This is a genomic window from Arthrobacter sp. NEB 688, assembly GCF_013201035.1.
In the GTDB taxonomy this organism is placed as follows: domain Bacteria; phylum Actinomycetota; class Actinomycetes; order Actinomycetales; family Dermatophilaceae; genus Phycicoccus.
In genome coordinates, this window is record NZ_CP053707.1 from 1,222,167 (window position 1) to 1,242,330 (window position 20,164).

Annotated in this window: 16 protein-coding genes; 9 read left to right on the forward strand and 7 right to left on the reverse strand. The window is 75.0% G+C overall.

The genetic code is table 11. From position 1 onward, the window contains the following. Positions 1-471 precede the first annotated feature (471 nt). The 4 genes from fbaA (at position 472) to HL663_RS05830 (ending at position 4,585) form a co-directional block, all read left to right on the forward strand. Positions 472-1,503 (forward strand): class II fructose-bisphosphate aldolase, encoded by a 1,032-nt coding sequence (gene fbaA / locus HL663_RS05815; RefSeq protein ID WP_173027478.1) that lies wholly within the window; start codon positions 472-474, stop codon positions 1,501-1,503. 197 nt (positions 1,504-1,700) lie between these two features. Further along, positions 1,701-2,108: a DUF3151 domain-containing protein gene (locus HL663_RS05820; protein ID WP_173027479.1), complete on the forward strand. Its 408-nt coding sequence runs from the start codon at positions 1,701-1,703 to the stop codon at positions 2,106-2,108. 304 nt (positions 2,109-2,412) lie between these two features. Continuing rightward, a complete protein-coding gene (locus HL663_RS05825; RefSeq protein WP_173027480.1) occupies positions 2,413-3,162 on the forward strand; it encodes a helix-turn-helix domain-containing protein in 750 nt (249 codons plus the stop codon). Between the two features lie 121 nt (positions 3,163-3,283). After that, entirely contained in the window at positions 3,284-4,585 is a 1,302-nt protein-coding gene (locus HL663_RS05830; RefSeq protein WP_173027481.1) for an adenylosuccinate synthase, read from the forward strand. 595 nt (positions 4,586-5,180) lie between these two features. On the opposite strand, the gene HL663_RS05835 is transcribed toward HL663_RS05830, so the two are convergent. Next, a complete protein-coding gene (locus tag HL663_RS05835; RefSeq protein WP_173027482.1) occupies positions 5,181-7,391 on the reverse strand; it encodes a HelD family protein in 2,211 nt (736 codons plus the stop codon). Between the two features lie 138 nt (positions 7,392-7,529). Between HL663_RS05835 and purD the strand changes: the two genes are divergently transcribed. Then, positions 7,530-8,816 (forward strand): phosphoribosylamine--glycine ligase, encoded by a 1,287-nt coding sequence (gene purD / locus HL663_RS05840; protein ID WP_173027483.1) that lies wholly within the window; start codon positions 7,530-7,532, stop codon positions 8,814-8,816. A 56-nt stretch (positions 8,817-8,872) separates the two neighbouring features. Here purD and HL663_RS05845 read toward each other — a convergent pair whose 3' ends face one another. Both HL663_RS05845 and HL663_RS05850 read right to left on the reverse strand, forming a co-directional pair. Next, a complete protein-coding gene (locus tag HL663_RS05845; RefSeq protein WP_173027484.1) occupies positions 8,873-9,793 on the reverse strand; it encodes an LLM class F420-dependent oxidoreductase in 921 nt (306 codons plus the stop codon). A 9-nt stretch (positions 9,794-9,802) separates the two neighbouring features. After that, complete coding sequence (locus HL663_RS05850; RefSeq protein WP_173027485.1) at positions 9,803-11,227, reverse strand: MFS transporter; 1,425 nt, start codon at positions 11,225-11,227, stop codon at positions 9,803-9,805. Positions 11,228-11,280: 53 nt separating this feature from the next. Between HL663_RS05850 and soxR the strand changes: the two genes are divergently transcribed. Next, the gene (gene soxR, locus HL663_RS05855) at positions 11,281-11,736 is read left to right on the forward strand and encodes a redox-sensitive transcriptional activator SoxR (RefSeq protein WP_173027486.1); all 456 of its coding nucleotides are present in this window, start codon (positions 11,281-11,283) and stop codon (positions 11,734-11,736) included. Between the two features lie 94 nt (positions 11,737-11,830). Here the strand turns inward: soxR and HL663_RS05860 are convergent, their stop codons facing one another. Together HL663_RS05860 and HL663_RS05865 are read right to left on the reverse strand one after the other, a co-directional pair. Continuing rightward, the gene (locus HL663_RS05860; protein WP_173027487.1) at positions 11,831-13,042 is read right to left on the reverse strand and encodes an MFS transporter; all 1,212 of its coding nucleotides are present in this window, start codon (positions 13,040-13,042) and stop codon (positions 11,831-11,833) included. A gap of 39 nt (positions 13,043-13,081) precedes the next feature. Further along, positions 13,082-13,537, reverse strand: a complete 456-nt coding sequence (locus HL663_RS05865; protein WP_173027488.1) for a MarR family winged helix-turn-helix transcriptional regulator — start codon at positions 13,535-13,537, stop codon at positions 13,082-13,084. 249 nt (positions 13,538-13,786) lie between these two features. On the opposite strand from HL663_RS05865, the gene HL663_RS05870 reads away from it, so the two are divergent. Together HL663_RS05870 and HL663_RS05875 are read left to right on the forward strand one after the other, a co-directional pair. Next, positions 13,787-14,719, forward strand: coding sequence for a phosphoribosylaminoimidazolesuccinocarboxamide synthase (locus HL663_RS05870; protein ID WP_173027489.1), 933 nt, complete (start codon positions 13,787-13,789; stop codon positions 14,717-14,719). Beyond that, entirely contained in the window at positions 14,716-15,102 is a 387-nt protein-coding gene (locus HL663_RS05875; protein WP_173027490.1) for a YbjQ family protein, read from the forward strand. Before HL663_RS05870 ends, HL663_RS05875 begins: the two co-directional genes overlap by 4 nt. Before the next feature lie 28 nt (positions 15,103-15,130). Here HL663_RS05875 and HL663_RS05880 read toward each other — a convergent pair whose 3' ends face one another. Together HL663_RS05880 and HL663_RS05885 are read right to left on the reverse strand one after the other, a co-directional pair. Further along, positions 15,131-15,688, reverse strand: a complete 558-nt coding sequence (locus tag HL663_RS05880; protein WP_173027491.1) for a TetR/AcrR family transcriptional regulator — start codon at positions 15,686-15,688, stop codon at positions 15,131-15,133. Further along, positions 15,685-16,110, reverse strand: coding sequence for an SRPBCC family protein (locus HL663_RS05885; RefSeq protein WP_173027492.1), 426 nt, complete (start codon positions 16,108-16,110; stop codon positions 15,685-15,687). Before HL663_RS05885 ends, HL663_RS05880 begins: the two co-directional genes overlap by 4 nt. A gap of 136 nt (positions 16,111-16,246) precedes the next feature. Between HL663_RS05885 and purL the strand changes: the two genes are divergently transcribed. Then, positions 16,247-20,146, forward strand: coding sequence for a phosphoribosylformylglycinamidine synthase (purL, locus tag HL663_RS05890; RefSeq protein WP_173027493.1), 3,900 nt, complete (start codon positions 16,247-16,249; stop codon positions 20,144-20,146). The last annotated feature ends 18 nt before the right edge of the window (positions 20,147-20,164 follow it).

The window sequence follows — 20,164 nt, forward strand, 5'->3', positions numbered from 1 at the left end:
GGGGTGCCGGGATCTGTCACCCGACGCATCGACCGGACGGGGCCCCGGTTTGACGAAGATTCGGTCAAGAAGCGCGCAAGGGTCGGTCCGGAGGTGCCTCCGACGCCCCGCGGACCCCGTGCGCACCACCCGTCCCACGGATGTGCGGATTCCGCGCCCGGAATGACGAATCCTCGACGAAGGCGTGGACAACGGCTGCGGAACGGCGCACACTGGGCCCACGCAGGGACGGAAACCGCAGGGGGTTCCACCCAACGACAGAGGGCCTCAGGCCTGCTGGCGGGCGGCTCCGGTGCAGGGACCGGGGGCGACCGTTCGACGGGGCGACACCGCACAGGTGCCGCCCCGTTCGTCGTCCCCGGGCGCCGGGCCGCCCACCTACCCGCAGGTACGGACAGGCCCGCGCGGCGCACGGCGGATGGTGGAAGGATCGGGGGCGTAGGGCCACCACCACGTCACGAGGAGAACACCGTGCCCATCGCAACGCCCGAGGTCTACGCCGACATGCTCGACCGGGCCAAGAACGGCTCGTTCGCCTACCCGGCCATCAACATCACGTCGAGCTCGACGATCACGGCCGCCATCCGCGGCTTCGCGGAGGCGGGCTCCGACGGCATCATCCAGGTCTCCACCGGTGGCGGCGAGTACGCGTCCGGCTCGACGGTCAAGGACATGGTCACCGGCGCGAAGGCGCTCGCCGCCTACGCCGAGGAGGTCGCGAAGAACTACTCCGTCAACATCGCGCTCCACACCGACCACTGCCCCAAGGACAAGCTCGACACCTTCGTGCGCCCGCTGCTCGCCGCGTCGGCCGAGCGCGTCAAGGCCGGCGGCCTGCCGATCTTCCAGTCGCACATGTGGGACGGCTCCGCCGTGCCGCTCGACGAGAACCTGCGCATCGCCGAGGACCTCCTCGCGCAGTGCAAGGCCGCGCGGGTCATCCTCGAGATCGAGGTCGGCGTCGTCGGTGGCGAGGAGGACGGCGTCGAGAACGCCATCAACGACAAGCTGTACTCCACCCCGGACGACGCGGTCGCGACCGTGCGCGCGCTCGGCTCCGGCGAGAACGGCTACTACATGACCGCGCTGACCTTCGGGAACGTGCACGGCGTCTACAAGCCGGGCAACGTCAAGCTGCGCCCCGAGGTCCTCCAGGCCGCCCAGGAGGCCGCCGCCGCCGAGCTCGGGCTCGCCGCCGACAGCAAGCCCTTCCACCTCGTCTTCCACGGCGGCTCGGGCTCCCTCCCGCAGGAGATCTCGGACGCGGTCGACTACGGCGTCGTCAAGATGAACGTCGACACCGACACCCAGTACGCGTACACCCGCCCGGTGGCCGACTGGATGCTCAAGAACTACAGCGGCGTCCTCAAGATCGACGGCGAGGTCGGCAACAAGAAGCAGTACGACCCGCGCGCGTGGGGCAAGGAGGCCGAGGCCGGGATGGCGCAGCGCGTCGTCGAGGCCTGCCAGAACCTGCGTTCCGCCGGGACCCACCAGGGCTGAGCCCGATCACGCCGAGCCCCCTCGCTCGACGGGGCGGACGGGCGGACCCCGTCCACCCCGTCGAGCGAACAGGACACGCCGTCCGGACCCTCGTCCGGGCGGCGTGTCCTGTTCCCTCGACGGGTGGGGGTGGGGTCCCTCCGACGGGTGGGGGCGGGCCCGGATGTCGTGGGGGCCGGGGCGGCTAGCGTGGGGCCATGAGCACCAGCGACCTCCTCGGCATCCCGCCCACGCACCTGCCCGACGACCCGGCGGCCCGCCCGCTGGCCGACGGGGTCGCCGCCGACCAGGTCGCGGCCGCCCAGCCCGCCTCCTCCCTCGCGTGGGCGGTGCTCGCCGAGGACGCCCTCGCCGACGACCGGCCCGTCGAGGCCTACGCGTACGCCCGCACCGGCTACCACCGCGGCCTCGACGCCCTGCGCCGCAGCGGGTGGCGCGGGCAGGGGCCGGTGCCGTGGGAGCACGAGCCCAACCGCGGCTTCCTGCGCGCGCTCGCCGCGCTGGCCAAGGCCGCCGACGCGATCGGCGAGGAGGAGGAGCGCCACCGGTGCGCCGAGTTCCTCCGCGCGGCGAGCGCGACCGGGGCCCGCGAGCTCGGCCTGTAGGCGGGGCCCGGCGGGCGGCATCCCCGGGCGTCGGGACCGGGCGAGGGCCCGGCTGTCGTCGACATCCGGGCCCTGCCCGCCGCCGATCCGCACCACCGGGTGCCTCTCGCTCCGCTCTCGCACGGAACGCGCGTCGCCCGGTGGTCCCCTGCGTCCTCGGCTGCGTCCGTCCATCGTGCCCGCCCCCTCCTGTGACGTGCGACACTAGGCGGCCACTGGCCGGTAACGGCCACGCCAGGGGCGTGCAGGGGTGTGCGCGGAGTGACCGGGGGGCACGATGGTGGACCACGAGGACGGCAGGGTCATGCTGCTGCTCGAGGAGCACGTGCGCCGCGAGCGGGAACGGACGGAGTCGCGCCAGCGCGAGCTCGACGAGGCGGCCGGGCTGCTCGCCGAGGTGACCTCCCGCACCCTCGGGGCCCTCGACCTGCGCACCGAGCCGCTCGCGGGGTCGGTCTCGCCGGCGGTCGTCAACCACCTCCTGCGCGAGAGCCGCGGGATGGTGCGCAACTTCGTCCTCACGGTCGAGCGGGGGCCGGCGCTCGACGACTCCACCGTGCGGGCCAACCGCGAGCGCATCGAGCGGGGTGACGCGCAGCGGGCGATCTACCCCGCCGACGTGCTGACCACCCTCGCCGGGCAGCGCTGGCTCGGGGTGTGGGCCGAGGCCGGCGAGGACCAGCGGATGCTGCCCGCGACCTCGACGGAGTTCGCCGTGTTCGGGGAGTCCGCGGTCGTGGCCCTCGGCGGCTGGGACGACCCGGGGTCGGCGTACGTGCTGCTGCGCGACCCGCTCGTCGTGCGCCTCTACACCGACTACTTCGACCTCGCCTGGCGCTACGCGGCGCCGGTGCCCCGCGGCGGGGAGGGGGCGGGCGACGACGACCCCCGGCTCGTCGAGCTCCTGGGCCTGGGCATCAAGGACGAGGCGATCGCCCGTCACCTCGGGGTGAGCCTGCGGACGGTGCGCCGTCGGGTCTCGCGGCTCATGGCCGTCAACGGGGTCGACTCCCGCTTCCAGCTGGGCTGGGTGCTCGCGGCGCGGCGCCGCTGACCGGGTCGGCGCCCGGTCGCGGTAGGGTGGGGTGGACGAGGCCCCGGCGCGATCCGCGAGGGGCCTTCTCCGCGCCGGGGCACGGCCGTCCCGGGCGCACCACGTGTCGGAAGGAGCCGGGATGCCGGCGATCGTGCTGGTCGGAGCCCAGTGGGGCGACGAGGGCAAGGGCAAGGCGACCGACCTCATGGGCACCGACGTCGACTACGTCGTCAAGTTCAACGGGGGCAACAACGCGGGCCACACGGTGGTCATCGCCGGTGAGGACGGGACGCGCGAGAAGTACGCGCTGCACCTGCTGCCCTCGGGCATCCTCACCCCGACGGTGACCCCGGTCATCGGCAACGGGGTCGTCATCGACCTCGAGGTGCTCTTCCAGGAGCTCGACGGGCTCGAGGCGCGCGGGGTCGACACCTCGAAGCTCGTCGTGTCGTCGAACGCCCACGTCATCGCGCCGTACAACCGGACGCTCGACAAGGTGACCGAGCGCTTCCTCGGCAAGCGCAAGATCGGCACGACCGGGCGCGGCATCGGCCCGACGTACGCCGACAAGATGAACCGCGTCGGCATCCGCGTGCAGGACCTCTTCGACGAGGGCATCCTGCGGCAGAAGGTCGAGGCCGCCCTGGGGTTCAAGAACCAGGTGCTCGTGAAGATCTACAACACCCGCGCCGTCGACGTCGACCTCGTCGTCGAGGAGCTGCTCGGGTACGCCGAGCGGCTGCGGCCGATGGTCGCGGACACCGCGCTCGTGCTCGAGCAGGCGCTCGACGCCGGGGCGAACGTGCTGCTCGAGGCCGGCCAGGCCACGCTGCTCGACGTCGACCACGGCACCTACCCGTTCGTCACCTCGTCGTCGGCCACCGCCGGCGGGGCGTGCACCGGCTCCGGCATCCCGCCGACGCGGGTGTCGCGGGTCATCGCGATCCTCAAGGCGTACACGACGCGCGTCGGGGAGGGTCCCTTCCCGACCGAGCTGTTCGACGACGACGGCGAGACGCTGCGCAAGACGGGCGCCGAGTACGGCACGACGACCGGCCGCCCGCGCCGCTGCGGCTGGGTCGACACCGTCATCGGGCGCTACGCCACGCGGGTCAACGGGGTCACCGACTTCGTCATCACCAAGCTCGACGTCCTCACCGGCTTCGAGCAGGTGCCGGTGTGCGTGGCCTACGAGGTCGACGGCGTGCGCCACGACGAGATGCCGGTGTCACAGAGCGACTTCCACCACGCGAAGCCCGTGTACGAGATGCTCGACGGGTGGTGGGAGGACCTGTCGGAGTGCCGGACCTTCGAGGACCTGCCGGCGGCGGCGCAGCGCTACGTGCTGCGCGTCGAGGAGCTCATCGGGGCCCGTGTGTCGGCCATCGGCGTCGGCCCCGGGCGGCACGAGATCATCCAGCGGCACGCTCTGCTCGACTGAGCGACCCCCGCGTCGGCTTGCACGTCGCCCCCTCCCGCCGACCCGGCCGGAGGGGGCGTCGTGCGTCCGGGGTCGGCGTGACCTCGTCGTGCCGACCCGACCTCGCCATGCCGGTGTGCCATGACGGGGCGGCCGGACGAGGTGGGGGCGGCAGGGCGAGATCGGCCCGGCCGGATGGTGTGTGCTCCCAGCCTCCACGCACCTCGGGAGGTTTCCCTCCCGCCGCGGGAGGTTTCCCTCCCCCTCGGGAAGTTTCCCTCCCGCCCTGGGAGGTCTCCCTCCCGGGACGGCAGGTCGTCCTCACACCGCGGGAGGTTTCCCTCCCGGCGTGCGACCGGATGGTTGCGAAGTGGCAGGTAAACGTCCCCGGGCGGGTGGAGGCTGGGAGAGAACACTCTCGCCGGGGCCGGACGTGCGGGGTCGGCGTGACGTCGTCGTGCCGACCCGACCTCGCCGTGCCGGTGTGCCAGGACAGGGCGGCGGGGTGAGATGAGGGCGGCGCGGCCATGTGAGCACAGCCGGACCAGATGGGGCCGGCCGGGCGAGATCGGCCCGGCCGGGCGATGTCGGGGCGGGCCGGCGGGGGCGGGCTGCGTCAGGCGGGACGCAGGACGTGCATCCGGTGCGCCGCCCGGGTGAGGACGACGTAGAGCACGCGCACCCCGCCGGGGGACTCCTCGGTGATGGCGTCCGGGTCGAGCACGACCGTCGCGTCCCACTCCAGGCCCTTGGTCGACAGGGGGTCGATGACCTGCACCCGCCCGTCGCCGGCCCCGTCGAGCACGGACGCCCGCTCGGCCCAGCGCCGCGGCGTGATGACGGCGATCGAGCCGTCGACCTCGCCGAGCAGCGCCTCGACCGAGCCGCGCGCCGCGTCGACGAGCCCCTCGGGGGCCGCACGGTCGACCGGGTGCACCCCGGTCTCGCGCACGGCGTCGGGGATGTCGGCGTCCGGCACGAGCGGCAGGATGACGTCGCGCGCGTGGTCGAAGATCTCGCGGGCGTTGCGGTAGTTGGTGTCCATGTGGAACAGCCGGCGCTCGAGCCCGGCGAAGGCCTCCTCGCGGGCCCGACCGGCCTCGGCGAGGTCCGGCCACGACGCCTGCGCCGCGTCGCCGACGACCGTCCACGACGCCGTCCGACCCCGCCGCGCGACCATCCGCCACTGCATCGGCGAGAGGTCCTGCGCCTCGTCGACGAGCACGTGCGCGTACGCCGCGGCCCGCTCGATGCGGCCGGCCATCAGGCGTGCCCGGGCATCCCCCGGCGCGAGGACCGCCCGGGTGTCGGCACGCGGTGCCCGCCCGAGCCCGGCCCGCACGTCCTGCACCCCGTAGGACGACAGGTCGTCGAGCTCCTCGATGTCGTAGAACCCCTTCTCCTCGCGCGTGACCTCGGGCAGCGACCCGAGGCGGGCGAGCAGGTCGTCGACGAGCGGCACGTCGGCCACCGACCACTCGCCGGTCGCCACCGCCTCCCGGTACGACGCCGCGAGCGCGGCCGCGTCCCCGTGCGACAGCACGCCGCGCCCGACCCGGTAGGCGTGCTCGGTGTCGGTGAGCGTCAGCAGCAGCTCGCGCGGGTCGAGCGGCCGCCACCACGACGACATGAACTGGTCGACGGAGCGCGAGTCCTCGAAGGCGCCGAGGAAGTCCGAGCGCTCGCCCTGGCGCACCGAGCGCCACGCGGCCTCGGCCAGCGCGGCCCGCGCGGCCGCGGCGCCGAGGTTGTGCTGGTGGGTGCGCAGCACGTCCGAGCGGACGCGCCGCAGCACCTCCTCGTCGAGCCGGACGGCGTGCCCGGCGACGAAGGCGCGGAACGTGGTCGGTGCCCCGACCGGCGGTCGGGACGCGAGCCGCCCGAGCACCTGCCGGATGCGGAGCGAGCCCTTGACCGCCGCGACCTCGGGGGTGTCGAGGCGCACCGCCGTCACGCCGTCGACGACGTCGCCGAGCGCGCGCAGCGCCACCGACTCCTCGCCGAGGGAGGGCAGGACCCGCTCGATGTACGCGGTGTAGGCGGACGACGGCCCGATGACGAGGATGCCGCCGTGCTCGAAGCGCCGGCGCTCGGCGTAGAGCAGGTAGGCCGCGCGGTGCAGCGCGACGACCGTCTTGCCGGTGCCCGGGCCGCCGGTGATCTCGGTGACGCCGCGGGAGGGGGCGCGGATGGCCTCGTCCTGGTGGCGCTGGATGGTCGCGACGATGTCGCGCATCTGCGTGCCGCGGCTGCGGGTCAGGGCGGCCATCAGCGCGCCGTCGCCGACGACCACGATGTCGTCCGGCGCCTCGGGGACCATGAGGTCGTCCTCGACCCCGACGACCTGCGCGCCGCGGCAGCGCAGGACCCGCCGTCGCACGACGCCCATCGGGTCGACCGGGGTCGCGCGGTAGAAGGCGGTGGCCGCCGGGGCGCGCCAGTCGACGACGAGCGGCTCGTACTCGTCGTCGCGCACGCCGAGGCGGCCGATGTGGCGGACCTCGCGCTGGGCGGCGGTCGAGTCCTCGGTGCCGAGGTCGAGCCGGCCGAAGACGAGGCCCTCGTACTGGGTGTCGATCGCCGCGCGGCGCCGGGCGGCCGCGAAGACGAGGGCGTCGCGCTCGAAGAGCCCGGTCATCTCCTCGTCGCGGACGTCGCCGGTGCGGTCGGTGCGGCCGCGGGCCATCCCGTCGGCCTCGACGTCGCGGGCGCGCCCGCTCGCCTTCTCGAGCTCGGCGTAGACGCGGTCGACGTGCGCCTGCTCGACGGCGATCTCGCGCTCGACGTCGGGGGAGGCCTCGGGCTGGCCCGGGTGGTGCGTGGTCACGGAGCCGCGGTCTCCTCGCAGGATCGGCTGGACACGGAACTCACCAGTCTAGCCGCGTCATCAGCGGGGGCGGGGCACTCCGTTCGGGCGCCGGTCGACCGTGCACGGGGGAGCCCGCGGCCCCTAGGGTGGCTGCCCGTGAAGGTCCTCGTCATCGGCTCCGGTGCCCGCGAGCACGCCATCGTCCGCGCCCTGGCGCTCGACCCCGCCCTCGACGCGGTCATCGCCGCCCCGGGCAACCCGGGCATCGAGGCGGTGGCCCCGTGCGAGCCGCTGCCCGGGGGCGTCGCCGACGCCGACGGGATCCTCGAGGTCGCCCGCCGGCACGGGGTCGACCTCGTCGTCGTCGGCCCCGAGGCGCCGCTCGTCGCTGGCGTCGCCGACGCGGTGCGCGCCGCGGGCACCCCCTGCTTCGGACCGTCGGCGGCCGCCGCCCGCCTCGAGGGCAGCAAGGCGTACGCCAAGGAGGTGATGTCGGCCGCCGACGTCCCGACCGCGATGGCCCACGTCTGCACGACCGAGGCCGAGCTCGCCGACGCCCTCGACGCGCTCGGCGCCCCCCACGTCGTCAAGGACGACGGGCTCGCGGCGGGCAAGGGGGTCGTCGTCACCGACGACCGCGCCGAGGCCCTCGCGCACGGGCTCGCCTGCCTGGCCAAGGACGACGGCCGCGTCGTCGTCGAGGAGTTCCTCGACGGCCCGGAGGTCTCCCTCTTCTGCCTCTGCGACGGCGAGACCGTCGTGCCGCTCAGCCCCGCGCAGGACTTCAAGCGCATCGGCGACGGCGACACCGGCCCGAACACCGGCGGGATGGGCGCCTACAGCCCGCTCGACTGGGCGCCGGACGGCCTCGTCGACGACGTCGTCGCCCGCATCGCGCAGCCGGTCGTCGACGAGATGGCCCGCCGCGGCGCGCCGTTCGTCGGGGTCCTCTACGTCGGCCTCGCGCTGACCCGCCGCGGGCCGCGCGTCATCGAGTTCAACGTCCGGTTCGGCGACCCCGAGACGCAGGTCGTCCTCGACCGGCTGCGCACGCCGCTGGCCCAGGTGCTGCTCGCCGCGGCCGAGGGCCGGCTGGCGCAGGCCGAGCCGCTGCGCTGGTCCGACGAGCACGCCGTCACCGTCGTCGTCGCGGCGCAGGGCTACCCCGGCACGCCGCGCACCGGCGACCCCATCGACGGCCTCGGCGCCGTCCCGGGCGACCCCGACGCCTACGTCCTGCACGCCGGCACCGCCCGCGACGCCGACGGGGTGCTCGTCTCGGCCGGCGGGCGCGTGCTGTCGGTCGTCGCCCGGGGCGCCGACCTCGCGCAGGCCCGTGAGCGGGTCTACGCCGCCGTCGACGCGGTCGGGCTCGAGGGCTCGCAGCACCGGCTCGACATCGCCGAGAAGGCGCAGCGCGGCGAGGTCACCGTCCCCGCCTGACCGCGGCGACCGGGCAGGTCCGGGGCCGCCCGGTGGACGCCCGGTGGACGCCGCTCTCAGGCGGTGAGCGCCGCGTGCGCGTCGGCGAGGTGGTCCAGGTCGTGCAGGTCGAGGACCTGCAGGTACACCCGGCTCGCGCCGGCCTCGGCGAGGCGCCCGACGCGCTCGCGGACCTCCTCGGGCGTCCCGGCGAGCCCGTTGGCGCGCAGCTCGGCGACGTCGCGACCGATGGCCTCGGCGCGCCGGCGCAGCGTGGCCTCGTCCTTGCCGACGCACAGGACCTGCGCGGCGCTGTGGCCGAGGCTCAGCGGGTCGCGGCCGTGCTCCTCGCAGACCGCGTCGACCCGGGCGAAGAGCTGCGCGGTCTCGTCGACGGACGAGAACGGGACGTTGAACTCGGCGGCGTAGCGGGCGGCGAGCGACGGGGTGCGTCGTCTGCCGGCCCCGCCGACGATGATCGGCACCCCGCCGGGCTGCGTCGTGCGCACGAGGGCCGGCTGCCCGCTCACCGGGTAGTTCGAGCCGTCGTGGTCGTACTCGGAGCCCTCCGGCGCCGACCACATCCCGGTGATGAGGGCCAGCTGCTCCTCGAGCCGGTCGAAGCGCTCCTTCAGCGGCGGGAAGGGGATGCCGAACGCGCGGTGCTCGGCCTCGAACCAGCCGGCGCCGAGCCCGAGCTCGACCCGGCCGCCGCTCATCTGGTCGACCCCGGCGACCGTGACGGCCAGCGGGCCGGGCAGCCGGAAGGTCGCCGAGGTGACGAGCGTCCCGAGGCGGATGCGCGTGGTGTCGCGGGCCAGGCCGGCGAGCGTCGTCCACGCGTCGGTCGGGCCGGGGAGCCCGTCACCGGACATCCGCAGGTAGTGGTCGGACCGGAAGAATGCGTCGTACCCGAGGTCCTCGGCCGCGCGGGCCACCGCCAGGAGGTCGTCGTACGTGGCGCCCTGCTGGGGCTCGGTGAAGATGCGCAGGTCCATGGGCCCACGCTACGCAGGCCGCGGCGCCGCGTCACCGCGGGCGGGGCGCACCCGCCCGGCCCCCAGCGCGACGAGGAGCGCGACGAGCGCCCCGACGCCCATGAGCGCGGCGAAGCGTGGCCCGTCCATCTCCGGCCCGAACCAGGCGACGACGCCGCCGACGAGCGCGGTCTGGAGGGCGACGCCGGTCGACGACCCCAGCCCCTGCGTGGCGCTGGCCCGGCCGCGCTCCGCCTCGGGCGCGAGGGCGAGCAGCTCGGTCGACAGGACCGGCGAGAGGATGCCCATCCCCGTCGCGGCGGCCGCCCAGCCGACCATCCCGACGGGGAGGTCGACCACGTCGAGCGCGAGGAGCAGCGGCCCCACCGACCCGAGCGCGATGAGCAGGCCGCCGGTGCGGATGCGCGCCGCCGCGCTCGTGCGCGCCTGGGCCCACGCGGTGCTGTTGAGCCACGACCCGAGCGCCCAGAGCACGCCGGTCACCGAGAGCGAAACGCCGGCGACCGCGGTGCTGACGTGGTGGGTCGTCACGAGCATGAGGGGGATGACCGACCCGACGCCGGTGAACGCGGCGGCCGTGAGCATCCGCAGGCCGACGACGGCCGGGACGCCGGCGCGCAGGCGGGCCGTGCCGCGGGGCAGGGCCCGGGCCGCCGAGAGGACGACGACGAGGCCCCCGGCGAGGACGGCCGCGAGGCCCGCCGGCCGCGTGTCCGGGGCGTCGAGCAGCGGCGCCGAGAAGGTCGTCACGGCCAGCCCGACGGCGAGGGCGAACGACGCCGCCAGCCGGGCCCCGGCGCCGTCGTCGGCCACGGCCGCCGGGGAGGGGTGCTCGCCGCGCAGCGCCGGGCGCACGAGCCAGAGGGCGAACGGGACGACCAGCAGGGGGCCGGCGAACACCCAGCGCCACCCCGCGAGCGACTCGACGCCGCCGGCGAACCCCGGCCCGAGGAGCGACGGCAGGATCCACGCGGCCGCGAAGGACGCGAAGACCTTGGCGCGCAACGACTCCGGCAGGGCCTGGGCGACGAGCACCATGAGCGCGGTGTCGATGAGCGCCTCCGCGACGCCGGAGAGAGCGCGACCCCCGACGAACAGGGCCATCGTCGGGGCGGTCGCGGAGACGACCTGGGCGACGCCGAAGACGCCGATGCCAGCCAGGAGCACCGGGCGGGGCCCGAAGCGGTCGGTCCACCCGCCGGAGAGGGCCATCCCGACCGTGAACGTCACGAGCGATGCGCCGGTCGAGGCGCCGAACAGCGCCCAGCCGTCGAGCTCGCGCACGACGACGGGGAGCACCGTCTGCACGGCCCGGTTCTCGAAGGCCGCGAGGGTGACGAGCGCGACCACCCCGACGACGAGCGGCAGGTACCGGCGGTCGAGGAGCCGGTCGGGAGCGGTGGGGGGCGGGGCGGTGTGGTCGGTCGTGGTCACGGGGGGAGCCTCACACCTCAAGTGCGCTTGAGGTCAAGGCGTAGGCTCCCGGCATGGACGGACGGGACCTGCTGGCCATCGGCGAGGTGGCGGAGCGCTCCGGCGTCAGCGTCCCGACCGTGCGCTTCTACGAGGAGAAGGGGCTGCTGACCTCGGTGCGCGACAGCGCGAACCGGCGGCGCTTCGAGCGGCACGTGCTGCGGCGCATCGCCGTCGTGCGGGCCGGGCAGCGGTTCGGGCTGGGGCTGGGCGAGATCGGCGAGGCGCTCGCCGCCCTGCCCGTCGACCGGGCGCCGACCAAGCGCGACTGGGAGCGCCTCTCGCGGCGCTGGCACGCCGACCTGACGGCGCGCATCGAGGCGATGGAGCGGGTGCGTGACGGGCTGTCGTCGTGCATCGGCTGCGGGTGCCTGTCGCTGCGCGCGTGCCCCGTCTACAACCACGACGACGAGCTGGGGACCGAGGGGCCGGGGGCCCGGCGCTGGCCGGCGGCCGCCCGCGGCGACTGACGACGCGCCGGCGAACGACGCCGGACGGACGACGAGGACGGCCCGCGCGACCCGGTGGTCACGCGGCCCGTCCTCGAGGTGCGGGCGAGGGGCGTCAGGCGCCCATCGTCACGGCCTGCGCCTCCTCCTCGGAGTCGATCCGCTCCGCGCCGTGCTCGGGCTCGGCGTCGATGCCCCGGACGAAGGAGTGCCCGGTGCTCAGCACCGCGACGGCGAGCACGACCGCGCCCGCGCCGACCCAGAACGGGATGTGGACCGAGCGCTCGCCGAGGGTGCCGGCCAGCCACGGGGCCACGGCGCCGCCGGCGAACCGGACGAAGCTGTAGGCGGCCGAGGCGACGCTGCGCTCGACGGGCGAGACCTTCATGACGGTCTCGGTGATGAGCGTGTTGTTGACGCCGAGGAAGCCACCGGCGAGGACGACCATGACGACGAGGACGGTCTTGTTCTCGGTGAAGACCGCCATGACGGCGAGGATGACCGCGAAGCCGAGCAGCGCGCCGACGATGCCGGTGAAGGTGCCGACGTGGCGCTGCACCCAGGGGGCGACGACCACGGAGGTCAGCGCGAGCAGCAGGCCCCAGCCGAAGAACACGAGGCCGGTGCCGTGCGCCGACATGTCGAGCGGGAACGGCGTGAAGGCCAGCAGCGTGAAGAAGCCGAAGTTGTAGAGCAGCGCGGTGACGCCGACGGTCAGGAGGCCGCGGTGGCCGAGGGCGCGCAGCGGGGCGCTGAGCGGCGTCGGGTGCGGCTTCTCGGTGGCCGCGGGGAGGGTGACCCACGTGGCGACGAGGGCGATGAGCATCAGCGCGCTGACGCCGAAGAACGGTCCGCGCCAGGAGATCCCGCCGAGCACACCGCCGACGAGCGGGCCGGCGGCGATGCCGAGGCCCAGTGCGGCCTCGTAGAGGATGATCGCCTGCGCGACCGAGCCGCGGGCGGCGTTGACGATCGTCGCGAGGGCGGTGGCGATGAACAGGGCGTTGCCGAGGCCCCAGACGGCGCGGAAGCCGACGATGCCGTTGACGGAGTCCTGCATCCCGGCGAGGCCCGCGCCGACGATGATGATCGCGAGGCCGATGAGCAGGGTGCGCTTGGCGCCGATACGGCTGGAGATGAAGCCGGTGATGAGCATCGCGACGCCCATGACGGCCATGTAGCTGGTGAAGAGCAGCGAGACCTGGGACGGGGTCGCGCCGAGGTCGTCGGCGATCGGCTTGAGGATGGGGTCGACGAGGCCGATCCCCATGAACGCGACGACGCAGGCGAACGCCACGCTCCAGACGGTCTTCGGTTGGCGCCACATGGGCAGGGGTTCCTCTCGGTCGGGGTGGTGTCGGGGTGCTCAGGAGCCGGTGCGGCCGGGCTCCCGGGCGGGGGTGGTGCGGGTCGCCTCGAGCAGCTCGGTGAGGACGGCGGTCGCCGCCCGGAGCCGCTCGGGGTCGGCGGCCAGCTGCTCGAGGACCGGGCGCAGGGCCGCGGCGCGGGCGCGCCGGGCGGTGGCCAGGGCGTCGTGACCCGCGGCGGTGAGGGACACGAGGGTGGCCCGGCCGTCGGCCGGGTCGGGGGTGCGGGCGGTCCAGCCGGCGGCCTCGAGCCGCTGCACCTGGGTCGTCATCGTCGGCTGGCTCGTGGCGTCGGCCTCGGCGAGCGTCGTGATGCGCGCCGGGCCGAGCTCGTCGAGCAGGGACAGGACCCGGGCCTGGGCCCACGGGATCTCGAGGTCGGCGTGCCGGCTGGCCCACCGGGAGAGTCCGGCGGCCGAGCGCAGCAGCTCGATGGCGAGGTCGTCCGTGTGCACCCGCTCCACTTTACATAGGTAACCTATTCAAATCAAGCCGGGGGTCCGTTGGCTCTTCATGGTCGGGTCGCCGGCGGCCGGCGACCCGCTTCCCCCGACAACGGCGCGCTCCACCCCGGAACGGTTCCGGGGGAGAGCGCGGCCGTATCGGGTGACCCGATACGCGCGGGACCCGTGGGACCGGGTCTCGCTCCGGTGGTTCCCGGACGGGCGGCGGCCCGGGGCGCCGGGGGCTGGAAGGATGGGCCCATGGCCGACGCCTCGACGCCCACGCCCGACGCCGCCCCCGTCCTCGACGGATACGCCCACGTGTACTCGGGCAAGGTGCGCGACCTCTACGCGCCGCTCGACGACGCCGGCGCCCCGCGCGAGGACCTCCTGCTCCTCGTCGCCTCGGACCGCATCTCGGCCTTCGACTTCGTCCTCGAGACCCCGGTTCCGGACAAGGGCGAGGTCCTCACCCGGATGTCGCTCTGGTGGTTCGAGCAGCTGGCCGACCTCGTCCCCAGCCACGTCGTCTCGCCCGACGTGCCGGACGCCGTCCGCGGCCGCGCGGTGCTCGTGCGCCGCCTCGGGATGCTGCCCGTCGAGTGCGTGGCCCGCGCCTACCTCACCGGCGGCGGCCTGCGCGAGTACCGCTCCGACGGCACGGTGAGCGGCCTGCGCCTGCCCGAGGGCCTGACCGACGGCTCGCGCTTCCCCGAGCCGCTCTTCACGCCGTCGACGAAGGCGCCCACCGGGCAGCACGACGAGCCGATGACCTACGCCGAGGTCGAGGCCCTCGTCGGCCCGGACCTCGCGGCGAAGGCCCGGGACCTCACGACCCGCATCCTCGCCCGCGGCAACGAGCTGGCGCAGGAGCGCGGCATCATCGTCGCCGACACCAAGGTCGAGTTCGGGGTCGAGGGCGGCGAGCTCGTCCTCGCCGACGAGGTCCTCACGCCCGACTCCTCGCGCTTCTGGCCGGCCGACCAGTGGGAGCCCGGCCACCCCCAGCCGAGCTTCGACAAGGAGTTCGTCCGCGAGTGGCTGCTCTCGCCGGCCAGCGGGTGGGACAAGGCGTCCGGCGAGGCGCCGCCGCCGCTGCCGGCCGAGGTTATCGAGCGCACCCGGGCCAAGTACGTCGAGGCCTACGAGCGCCTGACCGGAGAGACCTTCCGACCCGCCGGTGGGGACCGATGAGCGACCGGCCCGCACCGCAGCAGGGGCCCGACTGGCGCACGGCCGGCTGGCCGATCCCCGTCACGACGGCCTTCGACTTCCCCGACCTCGAGGTGCGCACGACCATCGGGGCGGTCTCCGGTGTCTACGCGACGAGCCTCGGCCTCGCGCGCGGCGTCACGGCGTCGTTCTCCGCGCTCGCCCGCGGCGAGGTCGTCGAGATGACGCGCCTCCTCGCCGAGGCCCGCCACCACGCGCTGGAGCGGGTCGTCGGCGAGGCGCAGCGGCACGGCGGCAACGCCCTCCTCGCGGTGCGCTTCGACTCCAACGAGGTCGGACAGGGCCAGATCATCGAGATCCACTGCTACGGCACGGCCGTCGTCGTGGGCGCCCGCCGCCCCTGACCCGCCCGGCTCCTTCCGGCGGACGTCGTCAGCCCGCCCCGACCTCCCGCCGCACCTGCGCCGTCCAGGCCGCCATCGCCGCGTCCGCCGCGGCGCGGTCGCCGGTGGCCGCGACCTCGAAGAGCAGCCCGCGGGCCATCGCCAGCGAGCGCAGCGCGAGGTCGCGCGCCTGCGCGTCGTCGACGCCGAGGTCGCGGTAGCCGGCGGCCAGGGCCTCGCGCCATCCCTCGCGCAGCCAGGCCCGCAGCGGGTCGGCGTGCGGCGCACCCCGCATCGCGTGGGTCGACAGCTCGAAGAACAGCGGCGCGAAGACGGCCGCCCGGTCGGCGACGTGCGTCCAGAAGCGGGCGCCGGCCTCGAAGGGGTCCCCGCCCTCGGCGAGCAGTGCGCGGAGGGTCTCCTGCTCGGCGCGCTCGACGGCCTCGACGACGGCCGCGAGCAGCCCCTCGCGCGACCCGAAGTGGTAGTTGAGCATCCGGTGGCTCGTGCCGATCCCGGTGGCGAGCGTCCGCAGGCTGGTGTCACCGACACCGTGCTCGGCGAACCAGGCGACCGCCCGGGACAGCAGCTCCTCGCGGGCGCTCACGCCCCGCGCTCGCGGACGGTGGCCTCGAGGGCGGCGGCCTCGCGCTCGACGTAGCCGCGGGAGCGCCGCCCCGCGACGATGCGGACGAGCGGCGCGAGCGGTCCGGTCCAGGCGATGCCGAGCCGGACCGTCGTCCCGTCGGCGTGGGGGAGGAGCTCGTGCGTCCCGGTCGTGCGGACGCCGGGGCTGCGCGCCTCCCAGGTGAACGAGCGCCCCGGCTCCCAGGCGGTGACGGTCCACGTCGCGCGGGGCAGGCCGGGCTGGTCGACGAGGTACGCGGCGCCCGGGCCGAAGGGTCGGTCGGGCTCGTGCGGGGTCACGGCGTCGACGGTCGGCAGCCACGACGGCCAGCGCCGGACGTCGGAGAGCACCGGCCAGAGGCGCTCCGGCGGGAGGGCGACGACGCGCTCGACGACGATCATGTACCAGACGGTACAACCGCGGTCGCCGAGGTGTCGAGGCCCGGCACCCGGCGCGATGGGGGCCGGCGGGCCCCCCGCCGGTACCCTGACCCGGCAGGGCCCACACCGCGTCGCACCCCCTCGGGAGACACCCGCCATGTCCTCGTCGCACGCCCCCGTGCTGACCACCGTCCCCGGGGGCGCCGCGCTCTCGACCTTCCGCGCCGCGGGGGTGCTCGCCCGGCTGAGGGTGTCCGCGCCGCAGATCCGCGCGGTCTCCGCGCAGCACGTGCACTGGGTCGCGAGCGCCGCGCCGCTCGACGACGCCACCCACGCCACGGTGGCCCGGCTGCTCACCTACGGCGAGCCCTTCGGGGGCGTCGCGCAGGCCCCGCACACCGCGCTGGTCGTCGTCGCCCCCCGCCTCGGCACCCTCTCGCCGTGGGCCTCGAAGGCGACCGACATCGCGCACAGCTGCGGGGTCGACGTGCGCCGCGTCGAGCGGGTCACGGAGTACCACCTCGCCGCCGACGAGCCCCTGACCGACGAGCAGTGGGCCCGCTGCGCCGACGTCCTCCACGACCGGATGACGGAGTCGGCCCTGCCCTCGCGCGAGGCCGCCGCGGCGCTCTTCGACGAGCGCGAGGCCGAGCCGGTCGCGCACGTCGACGTCCTCGGCCGGGGTCGCGAGGCCCTCGAGGAGGCCGACCGCGAGTTCGGCCTCGCCCTGTCCGACGACGAGGTCGACTACCTCGCCGAGGCCTTCACGGGCCTGCGCCGCAACCCGACCGACGTCGAGCTGATGATGTTCGCGCAGGCGAACTCGGAGCACTGCCGGCACAAGATCTTCAACGCCGACTTCGTCATCGACGGCGAGGCCCAGCCGCGCTCGCTGTTCGGGATGATCCGGCACACCGAGGAGGTCGCGGGCGCCGGCACCGTGATCGCCTACAAGGACAACGCGTCCGTGATGGAGGGCGGCCCGCGCACCCGCTGGCTGCCCGAGCGCCCCGACGGCCCGAGCGCCTACCGCGGCCGCGACGGCGAGGTGCACGTCCTCATGAAGGTCGAGACGCACAACCACCCGACCGCCATCAGCCCCTTCCCGGGCGCGGCGACCGGTGCCGGCGGCGAGATCCGCGACGAGGGCGCGACCGGCCGCGGCTCGGCGCCGAAGGCCGGCCTCACCGGCTTCGCGGTCTCCAACCTCAACCTGCCCGGGACCCACGAGCCCTGGGAGGGTGCGGAGTACGGCGCGCCCTCGCACATCGCGAGCCCGCTCGACATCATGCTCGAGGGCCCGATCGGCGCGGCGGCGTTCAACAACGAGTTCGGCCGCCCCGGGCTGGGCGGCTTCTTCCGCGTCTACGAGCAGACCGTCGACGGCGTGCGCCGCGGGTTCCACAAGCCGATCATGAGCGCCGGCGGGATGGGCACCATCGACGCCGACCTCACCGAGAAGGTCGTCTTCCCGGCCGGCACGCTGCTCGTGCAGCTCGGCGGCCCGGGCATGCGCATCGGGATGGGTGGCGGCGCGGCGTCGTCGATGGCCGCCGGCTCGAACGCGGCCGACCTCGACTTCGACTCCGTGCAGCGCGGCAACCCCGAGATCGAGCGGCGCGCGCAGGAGGTCGTCAACCACTGCCGCAGCCTCGGCGCCGAGGGCAACCCCATCCTCGCGATCCACGACGTCGGCGCCGGCGGGCTCTCGAACGCCTTCCCCGAGCTCGTCGACGGCGCCGGCCTCGGCGCGCGCTTCGACCTCTCGGCCGTGCCGCTCGAGGAGTCAGGTCTCGCGCCGAAGGAGGTGTGGTGCAACGAGTCCCAGGAGCGGTACGTCGTCGCCATCGCCCCGGAGTCGCTGCCGGCCTTCGCCGCCCTGTGCGAGCGCGAGCGCTGCCCGCACGCCGTCGTCGGCGTCGCGCGCGACGACGGGCAGCTCGTCCTCGCCGAGGGCCCGGACGACGTGCCCGGTGAGGACCGCGCCATCGACATGCCGATGGAGACGCTGCTCGGCAAGCCGCCGCGGATGACCCGCGACGTCACGCGCGTCCAGCGGCAGGGCGACGACCTCGACCTCGACGCGCTCGACGTCCGCGAGGCCGCCTACGCCGTGCTGCGCCACCCGACCGTCGCGTCCAAGCGCTTCCTCGTGACGATCGCCGACCGCACCGTCGGCGGGCTGACGCACCGCGACCAGATGGTCGGGCCGTGGCAGGTCCCCGTCGCCGACGTCGCGGTGACCCTCGCCGACCACGTCGGGTTCGCCGGCGAGGCGATGGCCAGCGGCGAGCGGATGCCCCTCGCGTCCGTCGACGCGCCGGCCTCCGGGCGGATGGCCGTCGGCGAGGCGCTGACCAACCTGCTGGCGGCCCCGGTGGCCGCGCTCTCGCGGGTCAAGCTGTCCTGCAACTGGATGGCCGCGTGCGGCGAGCCCGGCGAGGACGCCGCGCTCTACGACACGGTGCACGCCGTCGGGATGGAGCTCTGCCCCGCGCTCGGCATCTCGGTGCCGGTCGGCAAGGACTCGCTCTCGATGCGCACCCGCTGGACCGACCACATGGGCGACACCCGGCAGGTCACCTCGCCGGTCTCGCTCGTCGTCACCGCCTTCGCCTCGCTCGACGACGTCCGCGGCACGTGGACCCCACAGCTGCGCGACGGCTCCTCGCTCGTCCTCGTCGACCTCGGCGCCGGCCGCGACCGCCTCGGCGGCTCGATGCTCGCGCAGGTCTCGGGCGTGTTCGGCCGCGAGGTGCCCGACCTCGACGACCCGCAGCGCCTCGTCGCGCTGGCCACCGCGCTCGTCGAGCTGCGCGACCGCGACCTCGTGACGGCCTACCACGACCGCTCGGACGGCGGCCTGTGGGCCGCGGTGTGCGAGATGGCCTTCGCCGGCGGGATGGGCCTGGACGTCGAGGCGTCCTCGGTGGCCGGCCTGTTCGCCGAGGAGCTCGGTGTCGTCCTCGGCGTGCCCGAGCGCAGCGTGCCGGAGGCGCTCGAGGTGCTCGGCGCCCACGGGCTCGCCGACCTCGCCTCGGTCGTCGGCCGCACGGTCAGCGAGCGTCGCGTCCGGGTCTCCGCCGGCGGGGCGCGCGTCCTCGACGAGCGGGTCCGCGACCTCGCCCAGGCGTGGGACGAGGTGTCGTGGCGGATGTCGGTGCAGCGTGACAACCCCGGCGCCGCCGACGAGGAGCACGCCGCCGTCGGCCGCGACGGCGACCCCGGGCTCGTCGTGGCCCCGAGCTTCGACCCGACCGACGACGTCGCGCTGCCGTACCTCGCGACCGGGGTGCGTCCCAAGGTCGCCGTGCTGCGCGAGCAGGGCGTCAACAGCCACGTCGAGACCGCGTTCATGCTCGACGCCGCCGGCTTCGACGCCTACGACGTGCACATGACCGACCTGCAGTCGGGCCGCTTCGACCTCGCCGACGTCCAGGGCCTCGTGGCCGCCGGAGGGTTCTCCTACGGCGACACGCTCGGAGCCGGTGAGGGCTGGGCCCGCTCGGTCCTGTTCTCGCAGAGGCTGACCGAGCAGTTCCGCGACTTCTTCCACCGCGACGGCACCTTCGGGCTCGGCATCTGCAACGGCTGCCAGATGTTCGCCGCGCTGGCCGACCTCGTGCCCGGCGCCGAGGCCTGGCCGCGGTTCACCCGCAACCGCTCGGAGCAGTACGAGGCGCGCCTCACGCAGGTCGAGGTGCTCGACAGCCCGTCGGTGCTCATGACGGGGATGGCCGGCAGCCGCCTGCCCATCGCCGTCGCGCACGGCGAGGGCTTCGCGAACTTCTCGGCCCGTGGCGACCTCGGCGCGGTGCACCAGGTGGCGCGCTTCGTCGACCACCACGGGGCGCCGGCCTCGACGCACCCGTTCAACCCGAACGGCTCGCCCGGCGGGCTCACGGCGGTGACGACGACCGACGGCCGCTTCACGGCGATGATGCCGCACCCCGAGCGGGTGTCGCGCAACGTCCAGATGTCGTGGACCAGCGGCGACGTCGACGACGAGAGCCCGTGGCTGCGGATGTTCCGCAACGCCCGCGTGTTCGCGGGCTGACCGAGGAGAGGGGGGCCG

Excerpts from the sequence above, each read along its gene's own strand:
- HL663_RS05825 (WP_173027480.1), top strand. The coding sequence starts at position 2,413 with ATGCTGCTGCTCGAGGAGCACGTGCGCCGCGAGCGGGAACGGACGGAG.
- HL663_RS05870 (WP_173027489.1), top strand. The coding sequence starts at position 13,787 with ATGGCCGACGCCTCGACGCCCACGCCCGACGCCGCCCCCGTCCTCGAC.
- HL663_RS05885 (WP_173027492.1), bottom strand. The coding sequence starts at position 16,110 with ATGATCGTCGTCGAGCGCGTCGTCGCCCTCCCGCCGGAGCGCCTCTGG.
- purL (WP_173027493.1), top strand. The coding sequence starts at position 16,247 with ATGTCCTCGTCGCACGCCCCCGTGCTGACCACCGTCCCCGGGGGCGCC.
- HL663_RS05820 (WP_173027479.1), top strand. The coding sequence starts at position 1,701 with ATGAGCACCAGCGACCTCCTCGGCATCCCGCCCACGCACCTGCCCGAC.
- HL663_RS05875 (WP_173027490.1), top strand. The coding sequence starts at position 14,716 with ATGAGCGACCGGCCCGCACCGCAGCAGGGGCCCGACTGGCGCACGGCC.
- soxR (WP_173027486.1), top strand. The coding sequence starts at position 11,281 with ATGGACGGACGGGACCTGCTGGCCATCGGCGAGGTGGCGGAGCGCTCC.
- HL663_RS05845 (WP_173027484.1), bottom strand. The coding sequence starts at position 9,793 with ATGGACCTGCGCATCTTCACCGAGCCCCAGCAGGGCGCCACGTACGAC.
- HL663_RS05860 (WP_173027487.1), bottom strand. The coding sequence starts at position 13,042 with ATGTGGCGCCAACCGAAGACCGTCTGGAGCGTGGCGTTCGCCTGCGTC.
- HL663_RS05830 (WP_173027481.1), top strand. The coding sequence starts at position 3,284 with ATGCCGGCGATCGTGCTGGTCGGAGCCCAGTGGGGCGACGAGGGCAAG.